This is a genomic window from Mucilaginibacter gilvus (genome assembly GCF_004054195.1).
GTDB lineage: Bacteria > Bacteroidota > Bacteroidia > Sphingobacteriales > Sphingobacteriaceae > Mucilaginibacter > Mucilaginibacter gilvus.
The window spans coordinates 644930-661756 of the sequence record NZ_SBIW01000003.1 but is presented as its reverse complement, the minus strand read 5'-3'; the positions used below and the strand labels follow the sequence as shown (position 1 = coordinate 661756).

General features: G+C 45.2%; 19 protein-coding genes. 14 read left to right on the top strand and 5 right to left on the bottom strand.

Annotated elements, in window-relative coordinates; translation table 11 throughout:
- The first annotated feature begins 204 nt into the window (after window positions 1–204).
- Entirely contained in the window at window positions 205–693 is a 489-nt protein-coding gene (gene msrB, locus EPL05_RS08795; protein ID WP_128533564.1) for a peptide-methionine (R)-S-oxide reductase MsrB, read from the top strand.
- Here msrB and EPL05_RS08790 read toward each other — a convergent pair.
- The gene (locus EPL05_RS08790) at window positions 683–1048 is read right to left on the bottom strand and encodes a GIY-YIG nuclease family protein (protein WP_128533563.1); all 366 of its coding nucleotides are present in this window, start codon (window positions 1046–1048) and stop codon (window positions 683–685) included. The genes msrB and EPL05_RS08790 overlap by 11 nt on opposite strands.
- 84 nt (window positions 1049–1132) lie before the next feature.
- Here EPL05_RS08790 and EPL05_RS08785 point away from each other — a divergent pair, with 84 nt between their 5' ends.
- The 4 genes from EPL05_RS08785 (at window position 1133) to bioD (ending at window position 4376) form a co-directional block, all read left to right on the top strand.
- Complete coding sequence (locus EPL05_RS08785) at window positions 1133–1906, top strand: XRE family transcriptional regulator (RefSeq protein ID WP_128533562.1); 774 nt, start codon at window positions 1133–1135, stop codon at window positions 1904–1906.
- 305 nt (window positions 1907–2211) lie between these two features.
- Window positions 2212–2571 (top strand): Spy/CpxP family protein refolding chaperone, encoded by a 360-nt coding sequence (locus tag EPL05_RS08780; protein ID WP_128533561.1) that lies wholly within the window; start codon window positions 2212–2214, stop codon window positions 2569–2571.
- Between the two features lie 70 nt (window positions 2572–2641).
- Complete coding sequence (locus EPL05_RS08775) at window positions 2642–3772, top strand: aminotransferase class I/II-fold pyridoxal phosphate-dependent enzyme (protein WP_128533560.1); 1131 nt, start codon at window positions 2642–2644, stop codon at window positions 3770–3772.
- Complete coding sequence (gene bioD, locus EPL05_RS08770; RefSeq protein ID WP_128533559.1) at window positions 3762–4376, top strand: dethiobiotin synthase; 615 nt, start codon at window positions 3762–3764, stop codon at window positions 4374–4376. The genes EPL05_RS08775 and bioD overlap by 11 nt, the downstream gene beginning before the upstream one ends.
- A gap of 54 nt (window positions 4377–4430) precedes the next feature.
- Here the strand turns inward: bioD and EPL05_RS08765 are convergent, their stop codons facing one another.
- The 3 genes from EPL05_RS08765 to EPL05_RS08755 all read right to left on the bottom strand — a co-directional run bounded on the left by EPL05_RS08765 (window position 4431) and on the right by EPL05_RS08755 (window position 6597).
- Window positions 4431–5258, bottom strand: coding sequence for a sterol desaturase family protein (locus EPL05_RS08765; protein ID WP_128533558.1), 828 nt, complete (start codon window positions 5256–5258; stop codon window positions 4431–4433).
- Window positions 5259–5320: 62 nt separating this feature from the next.
- Window positions 5321–5914, bottom strand: a complete 594-nt coding sequence (locus EPL05_RS08760) for a Crp/Fnr family transcriptional regulator (RefSeq protein ID WP_128533557.1) — start codon at window positions 5912–5914, stop codon at window positions 5321–5323.
- Window positions 5914–6597, bottom strand: a complete 684-nt coding sequence (locus EPL05_RS08755; RefSeq protein ID WP_128533556.1) for a hypothetical protein — start codon at window positions 6595–6597, stop codon at window positions 5914–5916. Before EPL05_RS08755 ends, EPL05_RS08760 begins: the two co-directional genes overlap by 1 nt.
- Before the next feature lie 135 nt (window positions 6598–6732).
- On the opposite strand from EPL05_RS08755, the gene EPL05_RS08750 reads away from it, so the two are divergent.
- Both EPL05_RS08750 and EPL05_RS08745 read left to right on the top strand, forming a co-directional pair.
- Entirely contained in the window at window positions 6733–7635 is a 903-nt protein-coding gene (locus EPL05_RS08750; protein ID WP_128533555.1) for a 3-hydroxybutyryl-CoA dehydrogenase, read from the top strand.
- Window positions 7636–7785: 150 nt separating this feature from the next.
- Window positions 7786–8079 carry a YXWGXW repeat-containing protein gene (locus EPL05_RS08745; protein WP_128533816.1) on the top strand — a complete coding sequence of 98 codons (294 nt, stop codon included), beginning with the start codon at window positions 7786–7788 and terminating at the stop codon, window positions 8077–8079.
- 139 nt (window positions 8080–8218) lie between these two features.
- Here the strand turns inward: EPL05_RS08745 and argS are convergent, their stop codons facing one another.
- Window positions 8219–9988 (bottom strand): arginine--tRNA ligase, encoded by a 1770-nt coding sequence (gene argS / locus EPL05_RS08740; RefSeq protein WP_128533554.1) that lies wholly within the window; start codon window positions 9986–9988, stop codon window positions 8219–8221.
- A 191-nt stretch (window positions 9989–10179) separates the two neighbouring features.
- On the opposite strand from argS, the gene EPL05_RS08735 reads away from it, so the two are divergent.
- The 7 genes from EPL05_RS08735 (at window position 10180) to EPL05_RS08705 (ending at window position 16820) form a co-directional block, all read left to right on the top strand.
- Window positions 10180–11625, top strand: coding sequence for an arginine deiminase family protein (locus EPL05_RS08735; protein WP_128533553.1), 1446 nt, complete (start codon window positions 10180–10182; stop codon window positions 11623–11625).
- Window positions 11626–11716: 91 nt separating this feature from the next.
- Window positions 11717–12334, top strand: a complete 618-nt coding sequence (locus EPL05_RS08730) for a DUF2975 domain-containing protein (protein WP_128533552.1) — start codon at window positions 11717–11719, stop codon at window positions 12332–12334.
- On the top strand, window positions 12334–12546 hold the full coding sequence (locus EPL05_RS08725; RefSeq protein ID WP_128533551.1) for a helix-turn-helix domain-containing protein: 213 nt from the start codon (window positions 12334–12336) through the stop codon (window positions 12544–12546). The genes EPL05_RS08730 and EPL05_RS08725 overlap by 1 nt, the downstream gene beginning before the upstream one ends.
- A gap of 147 nt (window positions 12547–12693) precedes the next feature.
- Entirely contained in the window at window positions 12694–13611 is a 918-nt protein-coding gene (gene ctlX / locus EPL05_RS08720) for a citrulline utilization hydrolase CtlX (protein WP_128533550.1), read from the top strand.
- A gap of 468 nt (window positions 13612–14079) precedes the next feature.
- Entirely contained in the window at window positions 14080–14652 is a 573-nt protein-coding gene (locus tag EPL05_RS08715; protein ID WP_128533549.1) for an outer membrane beta-barrel protein, read from the top strand.
- Between the two features lie 77 nt (window positions 14653–14729).
- Window positions 14730–14858, top strand: coding sequence for a hypothetical protein (locus EPL05_RS24465; RefSeq protein WP_262708163.1), 129 nt, complete (start codon window positions 14730–14732; stop codon window positions 14856–14858).
- 567 nt (window positions 14859–15425) lie between these two features.
- Window positions 15426–16820, top strand: a complete 1395-nt coding sequence (locus tag EPL05_RS08705; RefSeq protein ID WP_128533548.1) for an arginine decarboxylase — start codon at window positions 15426–15428, stop codon at window positions 16818–16820.
- Window positions 16821–16827: the final 7 nt, after the last annotated feature.

The following is a 16827-nucleotide window of genomic DNA, read 5'->3' as shown; positions in this document are numbered from 1 at the left end:
TTCATGAAATCTCCAGATTGAAACTCCATCAGCCAAGCTCGCAAACCCGCAATCTTTTTTATAGATTTTATAAAAAACATTGTAAGGAACGCCGGTTTATTACGACCAAGAGATGACAAACGCTTTGGCACAATATTTCGTAAATTTATACAGCAAAGCGTAATTAAAAATTAGCTTAACAGAAACCAGAAAATTAAAAGAACCATGAAAAAATCAATTTTAGCGATACTGATCGTAAGTATATTCGGCATCATCAGTTGCCAGAACATTAGCGGGCAAACCAAAAAACCAAGCGCAAGCCGTACAAAAAGTAAACCGGCAGCCGAATGGAAAAAGGTATTAACGCCGAACCAATACCACATTATGGTAGAAAGCGGCACCGAGACGCCTTACAAGAACGATTATTACGATAACCACCAAAAAGGCGTTTACGTAAGCGCCGCTACCGGCGATGTATTATTTAGTTCTGCCGATAAGTTCGACAGCGGCACCGGCTGGCCAAGCTTTGTAAAAGCGGTTGACGCTGGTAAGGTAGAAGTTGTGACCGATAACAGCTACGGCATGAGCCGCGATGAGGTCATAGAAAAAAGCACCGGGCTGCACCTTGGCCACGTGTTTGACGATGGCCCTGCCGACCGTGGCGGCAAACGCTTCTGCATGAACTCGGGCGCGTTAAAATTTGTTAAAAAGTAACCGCCCTGCGCATAGGTTGTATAGAAGGCCGTCCGGCAAAAACGGATGGCCTTATTTTTTGGCCGCTTTCGTAGTTGAGGCCTATAGTAAGGTCTATCCAATCCGGGTTTACGGGGCGTATCATCTTTTCTTTTTGTGGGCGGGTAAAAGTGCTTACCAGTTTAAAGCGTTCCATGGCCTGCTCCTCGGTATTGATCTCCTCAAAGTAAACCAAACGGTTTAACTGCTGCGCGCTATCGAAAAACAACGTTGGCATCTCGCCATAAAATTTTAGGGTTTTTAACAGGTCTGTACACATGCCTACATGTAAATTTTTCCTGTTCCTGTCGGTGATGATATAAACGAACCTCTTCATTTGATAAAAAAATTTGCCGGTTAAAAAATAATTACTAACTTTATGAGCATAAAATTACTAATAAACTTAGCAATTCCAAATTTTATGGCAAATATTTCACAAAATATTAAGTTTTTACGCAAAAAAAAGGGCCTAACCCAGCAACAATTTGCAGATCAGGTGGGCATAAAGCGTTCATTAGTAGGCGCATACGAAGAAGAACGTGCGGAGCCAAAATACGAACTACTAAAAAATTTAGCATTATTTTTTGATGTCTCAATTGATGATTTTATCAACGAAACCATCGATGAGAAGTGGGCGCCCAAGCCAAAAGGCAACCCGGCCAACCTGCGCGTACTTAGTATTTCGGTAGATAAAGACGATAACGAAAACATTGAATTGGTACCCATGAAGGCCAGCGCCGGTTATTTAAACGGCTACGCCGACACCGAATACGTTGCCGCTTTACCAAAATTATACCTGCCAATGTTTAAGCAGGGCACCTTCCGCGGTTTCGAGATCAAAGGCGATTCGATGCTGCCCCTGCAATCGGGCACTATTATAATAGGTGAATATCAGGAGAACTGGGCCGATGTAAAGGCAGGCGAAACCTACGTTATCGTATCAAAAAGCGATGGCGTGGTATACAAACGTACCGGCAATAAATTTAAAGATAACAAAAAACTAAAGCTGATATCTGATAACCCGGTTTACGAACCTTATGATATTAACGGCGAAGACGTGTTGGAGATCTGGAAAGCCAAAGCCTACATTTCCACCCACATGCCAATGCCAACACCTGAGCCTACTATGGAAAGCCTCACCACCATGATGGCTCAGATGCAGCGCTCCATAGCAGGATTGAAGAGCTCGAATTAGGGCGTTTCCTACTAAGTCATACACAACCCAAGTACACTCCACGCGTCATTGCGAGGAACGAAGCAATCTCCCGATAGGAAGGTCACTTTTGCAACACGGCCATGCAAAGTCCAGAGATTACTTCGTTCTTCAATGACGCATTGGTTAGGACGCATGGCGTCCGTCCCCCCCTCTCGTCAACCTCTACCTAACTTTTACAACCCTTACAACCTCTCCAAAGAAGCAACAATTAAGTTACATACAACTTTGTTAAACTATTGGGCGTTATCTTTATCAAAACATCAATTAAAAACTAAAAATTTAAAATGAAAAAGATTATGTTGATCTGCATGTTCCTTTTAGGAATATCAGCAGTAAGCCGCGCACAGGGTGGTGGTATGAGAATGACAGCGGCCGACAGGGTTAAGGCGATGAAAGAATCGTTAAAATTAACCGACGACCAAACAACTAAGATCACAGCTATTTACGAAGCACAAACCAAACAGATGGATAGCTTACGTACTACAGGTGCCGATAGGTCTACCTTTCGCCCGATGATGCAGGCTACTAACGATAAAGTGAAAGCTTTATTAACAGCTGAGCAAGCTGCAGCATGGCAGAAAGAAATGGACGAAAGACGCGCCCGTATGCAAAACGGCGGCGGCGGTGCTCCACCACAGAAATAATTTTTTGCGGAAAAATAAATGAAGCGGCGATGAGCCGCTTTTTTTATTTTAGCCGAAATTTAAACAGGAAATGATAGCGGCGGAAGTTTTCATGAATAAAAGGCTGGATGAGCGGAAAGCATCGGGCACTTACCGTGCGCTAAAACACGAAAACAGTCTGATAGATTTTTGTAGTAACGATTACCTTGGCTTCGCACGTTCGGCGGCGTTAAAAAACAGCATCGCGGCAGAAATTGCCCGCTACCCCGGTAGTTTAAATGGTTCCACAGGTTCGCGCCTGTTATCGGGCAATTTAAAATATGCCGAAGATTTGGAGCAGCAAATAGCGATATTCCACCAGGCTAAAGCAGGGTTGATCTTTAATTCGGGCTATGATGCTAACGTAGGGCTCTTTTCCGCTCTCGCGCAAAAGGGCGATACTATCATTTGCGACGAGCTGATACACGCCTCTATCATCGACGGTGCGCGCCTAAGCCATGCCAACCGTTATACGTTCCGCCATAACAATCTCGAGAGCCTGGAGGGCAAGCTAAAGCAGGCTAAAGGCAACTGCTATGTGGTAATAGAAAGCGTGTACTCGATGAATGGCGACACACCTCCTATTTTGGAAATAATAACTTTAACTGAACGATACAACGCCAATTTAATAGTGGACGAGGCCCACGCCGTAGGTTTATACGCTGCCGGACTGATCCCCGAATTAGGTTTGCAAAACAAGATCTTCGCCCGAATAATTACCTTCGGCAAGGCTTTGGGTTGCCATGGGGCCATAGTTTTGAGCAGCAATTTGCTGCGCGAATACCTCATCAACTTCGCCCGTTCCTTTGTTTATACCACGGCCGCGTCGTTTCATCAGCTGGCGTCGGTAAAAATGGCTTATGCATTGCTTAAAGAAGCAGACGGCGAGGTGAATGAGCTTCGTAAGTATATCCTCTTATTCAAAGAAAAACTAAACATCGATAGCCAATACAAACTACAGCCAAGCGATAGCGCAATCCAGTGCATTGTTGTAAACAGTAACGAAAATGCAAAACATATATCCGGGCAATTACAGGCAGCCGGTTTAGATGTCCGCCCGATATTGAGCCCTACGGTTGCTACAGGGACAGAAAGGATCAGGATCTGCATTCATTCTTTCAATACTTTGGAACAGATCAAACTGCTTATCTCAACCTTAAACACCATCACTCATGCCCAATAAACCTTTATTTATCACCGGCATAGGCACCGGCATAGGCAAAACGCTGATAGCCGCTATTGTGGTAGAAAAGCTAAAAGCCGATTACTGGAAACCCATCCAATCCGGCGACCTGGATAACTCCGATACCATGAAGGTGCAAAGCCTGGTAACCAACAATAAAACTATTTTTCATGGCGAGGCGTATCGCTTAAAGCAGCCTTATTCGCCCCATAAATCGGCAAAGCTGGATAATATTGTTATTGACGAGCAGCGTATCATCGCCCCAAAAACCAACAACCAGCTAATAATTGAAGGTGCCGGCGGACTAATGGTGCCGTTGAACGATCACTGCTTGCTGATCGACCTGATCAAACAACTGGATGCCGAAGTGATACTGGTATCGCAAAATTATTTAGGCAGCATCAACCACACCCTACTTTCCGCAGAGGTGCTGAAACAGCGCGACATCCCCATAAAAGGTATTATTTTTAACGGCGACACGAATGCTTCATCGGAAGAATACATCCTTAATTATACCGGCATACCGCTTTTAGGGAACGTCCCGCTTTTAGCGGAAATTACCCAGTTAAGCGTTGCTGAGGCGGGCTACTACCTCACTTTGTAAAATAATATCGCATAATAGAATTTCGAATATCCAACGCAGAAGTTCTTTCCTTCATTATTCGACGTTCAGCATTCGGTGTTCGATATTTTCAACTATTTCCAACTCCTCAACAGGTTTTTTAGCGAAACGGCTTTCCTGCAGGCGGTCGTATTCTTTTACGTAGTCTGGGTGCTCGGTGCCCATCAGCCTGTCCCACACCCTAAAATATAAGCCATAATTGCCCCGGAATTTGCTGTGATGGATATTATGGTGTACCGATGTGTTGACGATCTGGAACAAAAAGGACCCTCTTAACCACTTTGGTGCTACCTCGTACCCCAGGTGCCCGTAAACGTTGATCACAAAGCCAACAATGGTGAACCAAACCACCACTATAGGATGTATTGGCATCACCATCACAATAACCAGCAGCACCGCTCCCTCGGCCCAGGCCTCAAAAAAATGAAAGGAATACGATGCCAATGGCGATGGATTAGTGCTTTTATGATGCAGAATATGCGCGTAATTAAATAGTTTTTTATGATGCAGCAGGCGATGCATCCAATAAAAATAGCTGTCGTGTATCACCAGGCTCAGCACCAAACTTACTGGCACGTACCACAGCGGGAAATCGGTAAACGAATCGTAAAGCTGGGTGTAATTTTTTAGCGGCGTATACAAGATCAGGTAAGCGATCACCGCGAACACGGCAGAGGTTTGCATCGAATGCAGTATCTCGCGCGCAAAGTCTTTAGCGCTGGCGCCGCGGTTCTGGATCTTCCCTTTGGCATACCATTTAGCTATCAGCTTATAAAACAAAAGGAACGGCACACCCGCCAGTACAAAATAGCGGAGAGCGGTAATACTAAATATCGTAACTAAAACCTGGAGCGCCTTTTCCATACTAATTTGAATTAATGCCAAAGTTAGCGTTGGCTCAGTCCCGAAAAATTAACAAAAGATAATTAATGCTTTCCCTGAGAAGAAATACGCTTACGGATGCGGCTTAATGATACTGGTGTGATGCCCAGCAAGGTAGCAAGGTATTTATCGGGCACCCGGTTTACGATGTTTGGCTTTTCGCTCACCAGCTGCAGGTAACGCTCCTCCGGCGATAAAAGCACAAACGCCTCCACCCTGTCCATCGATTCGGCCAGCATACTACGCAAAAAAGTTGCCTGTGTTGAGGACAGCCGGGGGTTATTATTTAGCAGGGGCTCTACTTTTCCATAATCTACCTCCATCAGCACGGTATCTTCCAGTGCCTGGTAAATAAAGCGAGAAGGGCGCAGGTGAATAATAGCGTCGTGCGAGGCAATGAACTTACCCTCCCATTGCAGCAACAGGGTCAGGTCGTCGCCATTTTCTTTTAAATGATAAGCGCGGATGAGCCCCTTACGAATGTACCCCAATTTTTGATGCGTGGCCCCCTGCTCGATATACACATCGCCGGCGGCCAGTTTTTTTACATGCGCTATCTTTACAATGTCGTAGATATCCTTTAGATCGAGGCCCTTAAAAACGGAGAGGTAAAAGCTTATTTCTTCGGCATCCAGCATTATAACGTGTTATAGTAGGCAATAAATTCACCCAGTTGGGCATCGTTTTTAAAGTCTACTTTGTTGGTTTTGATATAAACGTCCAATTCGGCCTGCTTATCGCGAAGGGCGGCGAGTATCGATTTTTTATCATTTTTTACCGGCACAGCTTTCCCGTTTGTAAGCAGGTAGTACTTCACATTTTCGTTAAAAGTGAGGGTTTTGGTAGCCGATCCGTAGGCCTGGTTTTCCAAAATCGCTTTGGTTAGTCTCTTTAGCAGCCGCACTTTTCCATCGGCCAGCACCTCAAAAAAAGAGGTAACGGTGGTGCCATCTATACCCGTAAAACCGTTTCGGTAACTTTTCACAAACAGCTTATCATTAAAATCATCCAAACTGCTTATGCTGAATTCGTACACAGGTTGCACAAAAGCCATTTCCTTATCTGTGGCATTATCTTTAAACGTAAGCACATCATCCACAACATTATATTTCAGCTGCATTTTATCACTGCTAACTGCTCCATTGGTCAGCTTAACTGTGCCGGGCTTCCAATCATCATACAGATAGGCCGAACCTTCTACATCGGTATATTGTTTGGTGGTAACGGGTTTAAAATCGCGCTCGTACATAATTTGCGCGCTTGCGGTTTGGCCGAGCGCCAGTACGCCGAAAGCGGCCAATAGTAACTTAAGGTGTTTCATAGGGTGTTTGTATAGCGATATTTGATTCAGACGCAGATAACCCACTGCTTTACAAACGTTAAATTATGCAATATTAACTGTAAATCAAACTGAAATATTGTTTAATATAGCCCCCGCAATTATAATTTTACCTACATGAAAAATATTACTGTAATAGGCTCGGGCACCATGGGTAATGGCATAGCCCATACCTTTGCGCAAAACGGATTTAGCGTTTCACTGGTAGATATCTGCGATGCCGCCCTGCAAAAAGCCCTGCAAACCATTGCCAGCAACCTGGACAGGCAAGTAAAAAAAGGCACAATAGACGATGCCGCCAAAGCAGCCACCCTCGCCAATATAAAAACCTATACCGATGCCTACGAAGGCGCTGCTGATGCCGATTTGGTGGTAGAGGCCGCTACCGAAAATCGCGAAATAAAACTAAAATTATTTAAACAGCTGAGCGATGTTTGCAAACCCGAAGCCATACTGGCATCAAACACATCTTCCATATCCATCACAGAGATAGCCGCCGCCACAAACCGGCCCGACAAGGTAATAGGTATGCACTTTATGAACCCGGTGCCGGTGATGAAGCTGGTAGAGGTGATTCGCGGGTATTCCACTACCGATGAGGTTACCAAAACCATTATGGAACTGTCTATCCGATTAGGAAAATCGCCGGTGGAGGTGAACGATTACCCGGGTTTTGTGGCCAACCGCATTTTAATGCCCATGATAAACGAAGCCATTTACACCCTGTTTGAAGGCGTAGCTGGCGTAAACGAAATTGATACCGTGATGAAACTGGGTATGGCCCACCCTATGGGCCCGCTGCAACTGTCCGATTTTATCGGGCTGGACGTTTGCCTCGCCATATTAAACGTACTGCACAAAGGCTTCGGCAACCCTAAATACGCGCCATGCCCGCTATTGGTGAACATGGTAATGGCGGGCCAGTTAGGCGCAAAATCGGGCACCGGTTTTTATCAGTATACAGCGGGGAGTAAGGAGATAACAGTAGCGGCAAAGTTCGCGAGCCCCCCAGCCTCCTGAAGGGGGAGCCTTTGAAAAGCTTAACCGACAAAGCCTTTTAGTTAAAACTAAGAGGCTTTTTGATTTTAAAAATTATGTTCCCCCTTAAGGGGGTTAGGGGGCTAAACCTTTTCTTTTTTCATCTGTCAAAAAACTTTAACACATATACAGATGAAAACGATATCAAAATTGGGAATTATGTGTGCCTTAGCAGGCTCCGTGTTCCTGTCATCATGCGCAAGCGAGGGTTATGTTACCGATCAGCCGGTTGAGCCGGTTTATACCCGGCCCGCTGCCCCTTATGCAAATGCTTATTGGGTTCCCGGCGAATGGGTTTGGCGCGGTAACCGTTATGTTTACAGAAATGGATTCTACGCACGCCCACGCGCTCAGCGTGTTTACGTACAAGGTGCCTGGGTACACAGCACCCGTGGCTACGTTTGGAGAAAAGGGCACTGGAGATAACGCCAAACGGCGAGCCCCTCCGCCCCCTAAAGGGGGAACTTTTGAAATATAAATGCCCGGCTGTATTCAACCGGGCATTTATATTTGAAATTAGCTAATCAAAAATTCCCCCTTCAAGGGGTTAGGGGGCGGGGCTTCCCTACATTCTCTCCGGCACATCTATGCCCAGCAGCCCCATGCCTTTGCTGATGACCTTTGCAGATGCTGCCGACAGTTGCAACCTGAATTGCTTCAAACTTTCCGACTCGGCCTGCATAATAGGGCTTTCGTGGTAGAACTTGTTGTACAGTTTGGCCAGTTCGTAAACGTAGTTGGCTACCAGGGCCGGGCTGTGACCGGTTGCCGCTTCTGCAATCGTTTCGGGGAATTTGCTTAACAGTACAATTAGGTCGCGTTCCACGCCACCTAATACCGCAACATCAGTTGCGCTGGTTTGCGGCGAATAATTCGCTTTGCTCAGTACAGATTTGATACGGGCGTGGGTATACTGTATAAACGGCCCCGTATTCCCCTGGAAATCTACCGATTCGTTGGGATCGAACAACAGGCGTTTCTTAGGATCAACCTTCAGCAGGAAATATTTTAACGCGCCCATACCGATGGTACGGTAAAGTTTGTTTTTGTCTTCGTCGCTAAAGGCATCAACCTTGCCCATGGCTTCGGTGGTTTCGGCGGCGGTTTTAAACATATCGGCCATCAGGTCGTCGGCATCTACTACCGTACCCTCACGTGATTTCATCTTGCCCGACGGCAGATCCACCATCCCATAGCTTAAATGGTATAAACCCCTCGCCCATTCCTTACCCAGCTTTTGTAGAATGAGGAACAGCACCTTAAAGTGATAATCCTGCTCGTTACCCACCACATAAATGGATTCGTCCATCTGGTAGTCGTCGTATTTTAGCTGCGCGGTGCCAATATCCTGGGTAATGTATACCGAGGTGCCATCCGCACGGAGCACGAGTTTCTGGTCGAGGCCGTCTTCCGTCAGGTCTATCCAAACCGAGCCATCTTCCTTTTTAAAGAAAACGCCTTTGGCCAGGCCTTCGTCAATATTATCCTTACCTAATAAATAGGTATTGCTTTCGTAATAGAACTTATCAAAGGTAACGCCCAGGGATTTGTATGTTTCCTCGAAACCGGCGTAAACCCACCCGTTCATGGTTTTCCATAGGTTGATAGTTTCCTCGTCGCCTGCTTCCCAGCGCTGCAGCATGGCTTGCGCTTCTTTTATCAGCGGCGCGTTTTTTTTGGCCTCCTCTTCGGTTTGACCTTCTTCTACCAGCTCCAGTATCTGCTGCTTGTAGGCTTTATCAAACCAAACGTAGTATTTGCCGGCAAGATGGTCGCCTTTTAAGCCCGAGCTTTCGGGGGTTTCGCCCTCGCCAAACTCTTTCCAGGCCAGCATACTTTTGCAAATGTGGATGCCGCGATCGTTCACGAGGTTGGTTTTTACCACATCGTACCCGGCAGCATCCAATATCTGCGCAACGGAGAACCCTAAAAGGTTATTACGGATATGACCCAAATGCAGCGGCTTATTGGTATTTGGCGAAGAATATTCTACCATTACCTTTTTACCGTTCGGTTTTGCTACCGCGAAATCGTCCTGTAAGATCTCATCATTCAGTTTACCCAGCCAAAAGCTATCGGCAAAGCTAATATTTAAAAAGCCCTTGATCACGTTAAAGGCCGATATTTCGGGAACGTTAGCTTGCAGGTATTCGCCAATTTCGCCGCCGGTGTGCTCGGGGCCTTTGCGCGAAAATTTGGTATATGGGAAGGTAACCAGCGTTACCTGGCCCTCAAATTCTTTACGGGTTTCCTGTAGGTTGATATCCTTTGCAGCGATATCGGTTTGGTATAAATCCTTTATGGCCTTAACAACAGCCTCAATAATAAAATCCATCGGGCAAAATTAGTAATAGTTCATGGATGATGGTTCATAGTTCATGGTAAAAAAAAGTCCATGGTCCATATTCGATGGTCCATAGCAAAAAAGGCGTGTTATATTTTGGGTTTATCCATCTATCGACTATGGACCATCGACTATGGACTATTCGACTTAAATCTCTAACTTCGCTACTCTTACTACCTTTTATGACACCTCATAATCCAAATTTTAAGCTTGATGTAACTTCCGAAATTGGCACCTTGCGCGTTCTGTTGGTCCATAGCCCGGATAGCGGCCTAGGTAAAGTAGTACCTTCCAAGGCGCAGGACTGGCTTTTTGAGGACATTGTACACTTGGATACCATGCGCGGCGGCGAATACGACCACTACATTAAACTGCTGATGTACTTCCTCGATCCCACCAAAATAAAAGGCAAGCTTGCCGAAATAAACGACCCGGCCAATAAACGCAATTTCTTTAAACCGGATAATGCAGATTTTCACAATTCTACCAAGGTGGTGGAGATCCAAACCCTATTGAGTGATATTTTACAACAAGCGGATATCCGCAAAAAGCTGGTTGCCGCCGTTTGCGCCATAGAGGGTGTAACCTATCGGCTGCAACTGCAACTGATAGATATTAACCCGGTTGAACTGGCCAAGATCTTTATTTCTGGTTCACTAAACGATGAGCAGATGATCTTCGCCCCTATCCCAAACATGATATTTTCGAGGGACATCGGCATCGCCATTAACAACCACATGCTGCTGAACAAGCCCGCCAAAAAAGCCCGCGCACGCGAAACCCTGCTGGTGCGCTACATCTTTTTTAATCACCCTTTATTTGAAGGCTACCGTGATAATATTTTAGAGATTCCAGATACCGTGCAGCACTTCTTGCGCCCCGGCGAAGAACAGGAAAGCAAAACCACTTTAGAGGGTGGCGACGTAATGATGGTTGCACCAAATCACCTGCTTATCGGCTGGAGCGAGCGCACATCAGTAAGCGGTGCCAACGAGGCCATTAAATTACTGTTTGAGAACGATGTAGTGGAGAAGGTAACCATTGTAAAAATTCCGCACAAACGGGATTATATGCACATAGACACCGTATTTACCCAGGTAAAACGCAACGTTTGGGTGCTGCTGCGGTCCCTCACCCCCGGCGAACCAAGCCAGGAGGACGCCGAGCCCATCGCCTGGTTTGCCGATAAAAAGAATAAGGATAAGCCCGAGATAGTACAGTTCCGCAAGGGTAAAAAACCAAAAACATTTTCCACGCTGGAGGCACTGCTGGATAACATCAGTCAGAAAGATCTGCAAAGCGGGGAACCTACGCGCTTTATCTATTCGGGCAATAACGAGTTCCCTTACGATGCCCGCGAACAATGGACCGATAGCTGTAACCTGCTGGCCCTGAAAGAGGGCGTTGTTTTAGGGTACGACCGTAACGACAAAACCGTGGAAGCCTTTAAGCAAAGCGGTTTCAGCATTGTTAAGGTGCAGGAGCTGCTCCAAAAATTTGAAACCGACGAGCTCGACCCGCAAAGCATGACGGATACCCTGATATTGATGCCTTCGGCCGAATTATCCCGTGCCCGTGGCGGTTTCCACTGCATGAGCATGCCGCTGCAACGGGATAGCGTAATTTAAGATAAAACAAAAATTATTTTATGTTTTACATAAAATAATTTTTGTTTTATAAATATTGTTTATATGTTTGTATCATCAAATCATTACAAACATGAAAACTACATCCTGGCTTTTAACAACTATAAGGGTTTTGCTTAACATATTTTGGTACGGCAATATGATATTGGCGGTATTTGCCTTTTGCGTACTCACCTTTAAGATAAGCACTGACCATTACACCGAGTTTAGCAACCCGGTAAAATATCCGCAGATAACCAAATCCAGCCCATTAACAGCAATAACGCCAGATGTGAGCAACATTACCCTCACGCCCGACCAGGCAACGATAAGGATGCACCTCAATAATACTTTCAGCCACGCAGCAACGGCCTATTTTTTCCTGTTCGCTTTCGAGGCTTTGGTCATGAGCATTATTTACCAGCTGCGAAAGTTTTTTAATACTATTAAGCACAATGCGCCTTTTACCTACGAGAATGTGCGCCGCCTTAAAATAACAGCCCTGTGTTTTTCGCTCACCACAGTCCTCAGCATATTATTAGGCATTAGTACGGCTGTAATTTTAAAGACTAATGTAAAAGAAATGCACCTGATGAACATGGTTTGGGAACAAAGTTTTACCGGGCTCATACTGGGTGCCATGTTGTATATCCTGGCAGATATATTTAAATACGGGTTCGAATTAAAGAAAGAGATTGGAGAGTTTGTATAATGGCTATCATAGTAAACCTTGATGTGGAGATGGCGAAGAAAAAGATGTCGCTAAAGGAGCTTGCCGAGCGCCTGGACATCAGCATGACCAACCTCTCCCTGCTAAAAACCGGCAAAGTAAAAGGCGTACGCTTTGATACGCTGGAAGCCCTCTGCCACGAACTGGGCTGCAAACCCGGCGATATTCTGGATTACAAGGCGGATATAGTCTGAATAATTTGTCTGAACTCGAATTTTAAGGAATTTATCGAATTTAGGGCTTCTTAATTCTGTTAATTCATAAATTCGAAAATTCGAGTTCAGACAATTTGAATTAGCAGAATCCCGTTCAAACCAATGGACTAATGAACAAGTGAACCAATGAGCCAAAGCACCAACCACCTATTAATGATACGCCCGGTGAATTTCGGGTTTAACGCGCAAACGGCGGAGAGCAACGCATTCCAGATACAACAGGCCGACCAGCTAACCGTACAACACAAAGCACTGCGGGAGTTTGACGGCTTTGTGGCTATACTGCGCCAAAACGGCGTGGATGTTACCGTGATAGAAGACACGCCAGAGCCGCATACCCCCGATTCCATTTTCCCGAACAACTGGGTCTCGTTCCACGATACCGGCGACGTGATCCTCTACCCTATGCAGGCCGGGAACCGCCGCTTGGAGCGCCGCGAGGATATTATTAGTCGGCTGGAAGAGAATTTTAAAGCTACTCACCTGGTAGATCTGAGCCGCTTTGAAGCCAAGAACCAGTTTTTAGAAGGTACCGGCAGTATGGTACTGGATAGGGAAAACAAAATCGCCTACGCCTGCCTCTCGCCCCGCACGGATGCCGAAGTACTGAAAGCCTTTTGCGATTATTCAGGATACAAATCCATCACCTTTGATGCCTTCGACCAAAACGGTAAAGCTATTTACCATACAAACGTATCGATGTGCATTGGCAGCGCCTTTGCCGTAATTTGTTTGGATAGCATTACTCATGCCGCCGAAAAGGAAACCTTAATCCAGTCGCTAAAAATAACCGACAAGCAAATTATCGATATCACCTTTGAACAGATGAACCAATTTGCCGGCAATATGCTGGAAGTAAAGAACGCGGACGGCGAAACGTTAATCGTGATGTCGCAAACAGCGCATGGCTCACTTACGGAGGAACAAAAAGACACTTTAAGCCAGTTTGGCAAATTGGTTTATGCTGATATTAATACGATTGAAACCAATGGCGGCGGCAGTGCAAGGTGTATGATGGCGGAGGTGCATTTGGAGGTGGTATAAACTTGTGCTACCAGCAGGTGCATAGTTCCGTGAGGACACCGGAACGGGGGATTCACAGGCCACGTCCCTCCCCGTTTGCGGTGTCCTCACCGTAAACAATACGGACCGAGTTTAGCTATTGATCTCATTTTGTTCGTTACTTTTATAAATCTTAATCATAAATGAATTGGCAACCGTTGATAGCGCCGTAGAAAAACTTTCGTCGTCGCAGGGTCTCTTGAAAATTTAAGTTAACCCATAAAATATGATCCAGGGCAATGCCGATCTAATCCCACATGCCTAAACTTTGTGGGTTAACTTAAACTTGAAAAGGCCCCTGCGATACCATTCGACCCCGTAAATCCCTCCGTCGCCCACATTGTTAAACTGCGTTAAATAATCATGTTAAACATTGTTAAATACCCGCCATGCAGATATTCATAGGAAAATATTTTCGTTTCAGCTAAAATCAAAACAAAAATATCACAAATGAAAACAGCACAAAAACTCGCAGCAGCGGTATTCACCGCAGTTTTACTATTTATCGGCGCAAACAGCTTCGCTCAAAGCACGCCACAAGGTAAATTCGATTTTAATATTGGGGTGGACGGCCTGATGCCAACGGGCAAACTCCAAAAGTATTCCTCCAATTTCGGGTTGGGGATCACGCCGCAGCTGCAATATGGCCTTACAAACAAATTAGCCGTAACTTTTACATCGGGTTATTACCGTTTCTTCTCAAAAACGTATACCAATACAGGATTGAACGCCCCATTTGAGACAGAACACCAGGACATGATACCCGTAAAACTGGGGTTAAAGGCCTTCATCACCAAAAATATCTATATAGGGGTAGAGGTTGGTGCCGGTTTCCAAATTAACGATGGTATAAGCCGGAACACCGGCATTGAAACAGGGCGTAACACCAAACTCATTTTGGCACCGGGCATTGGCTATGCCACAAAAAACTGGGACTTTGGCATTAGATATGAAAACTATTCAGGTGGGAACGCCCATTATGGCACCCTGGGTTTACGTGTAACTCACAGTTTCGGTTTATAATTAAATACCCGTTATGGCGCAGGGCCCTTGTTAAAAGCAAAGAGCCCTGTGCTTTATAAAATGTGTATCTTCACGCTATGCCCCTAAAAAAAATCAATAACTCAGCCCTGCCCGATGGGCTCAAGGCAGGCATAGAACAACTCTCGGGCATCAGCATGGATAAAGTGAAAGTACATTACAATTCGGCCAGGCCCTCTAATCTATAGGCAGAAGCCTATGCACATGGCGCGGAGACTCACATTGCCGAAGGCCAGGAAAAACATTTGTCACATGAAGCCTGGCACGTGGTTCAGTAAAAGCAGCGACGGGTAAAACCCACTAAGCAAATAAGCAACGAGCTCCAGGTAAATGACGATAACGCGCTGAAAAACGAGGCCAACAAAATCAGGCAAGATGGCTTGCAAAAGAAAAAGAAATAAAAGAGAGGCAACCAGTGTCCGATGGGCTCGTCGCCAATAATTACGGCGAAACGAATGATCAAAAAAGAGGTCGTAAAAAGGGATGTAAAAAGACCTTTTTTTGCCATTTTTTGCCCTTAAAAGCACAAATTTTAGCAAATTTTGGGAGGTAAAATCGCCGCTTTTTCGTTTTTTTCTGCAAATGAGCGGATGATACTGGAAAAGCCGGATACTGTTTTTCAAAAAAATAGCGGTATTGGTCGAAAAAGCACTTCGGTAAACTCTCGCAAACAAATTACAATGAGCCTATAAATTAGCCCAACATTTTTGCCAAAAATCCGTTTTAAAATTACATTTTTGCCAAAATTTTAATAAATGCAGAGTTACCAGGAATTTCTTGACTTAAGCGTTGGGTTCCCGCAGGATGGTTTCGAGATCATCGACGATGAACTTTACTTTCAGGACCTTAATTTAATGGAGATGATTGAAACGTATGGCACCCCCCTACGCTTTACTTATCTGCCCATGATCACCAAAAAGATACAACAGGCAAAACTGTTATTCCAACAGGCCATCATCAAAAACAACTATCGCGGCAGCTATAAATATTGCTATTGCACTAAAAGCTCGCACTTTAGGCATATTGTGGAAGAAGCTTTAAAGAACGAGATCCACCTGGAAACTTCATCGGCCTTTGATATGCCGATGATTGATGCACTGGAGAAGAAAGGTGCTCTGAATAAGGACGTTACGGTTATTTGCAACGGTTTTAAAACCTTCCAGTACAAGCAGTATATTATTGATATGCTGCACGACGGGTTTACCAACATCATCCCCGTGCTGGATAATAAAGAGGAATTTAACCTGTACGATGATGAGATAGAAATGGAAACCCCATGTAATCTCGGCGTCCGTATAGCGGCAGAAGAGCAGCCGGATTCTCAATTCTATACCTCGCGTTTAGGCGTTCGTATGGAGGATGTGATAGATTTTTATCACAACAAGATAGAGGACAACCCGAATTTCCAGGTTAAGCTGCTGCATTTCTTCATCAACTCGGGTATTTCAGATACACCGTATTACTGGAACGAGCTGGAGAAATATGTTACGCTTTACTGCAAATTTAAAAAGGTAAACCCTGCTTTAGATACATTGGATATTGGCGGTGGGATGCCTTTTAAAGATTCATTGGTGTTCGATTTTGATTACGAGTACATGATCAACGAGATCGTGAGCCGTATTAAAGAAATTTGTGCTGAGCACGATACCATGGAGCCGGATATCATTACTGAATTTGGCAAATACACCGTGGCCGAGGCTTCGGGTATATTATATAAAGTACTGGGCCGCAAGCAACAAAACGACCGCGAGCGCTGGCTGATGCTGGATGGCAGTTTTATCACCAACCTACCGGATGTTTGGGCCTTAAATCAGAAATATATACTACTACCGGTAAACAACTGGGACAACGAATACGAGCGTGTAAATCTTGGCGGTATCACCTGCGACGGGCAGGATTACTACAACCAGGAAGCCCACATGAACAGCGTATTTATGCCGAAAACCCGTAAGGTACAATACCTCGGTTTCTTCAACACCGGCGCTTACCAGGAAGTATTGAGCGGCTATGGCGGTATTCATCATTGTTTGTTACCATCGCCTAAGCATGTTATTATCCGCAGAAACAGGGATGAAACGTTCAATTTTGAGGTGTTTGGTGAGGAACAAAACAGTAAGCAGGTATTAAAGATACTTGGCTACACGACGTAAGATTTTT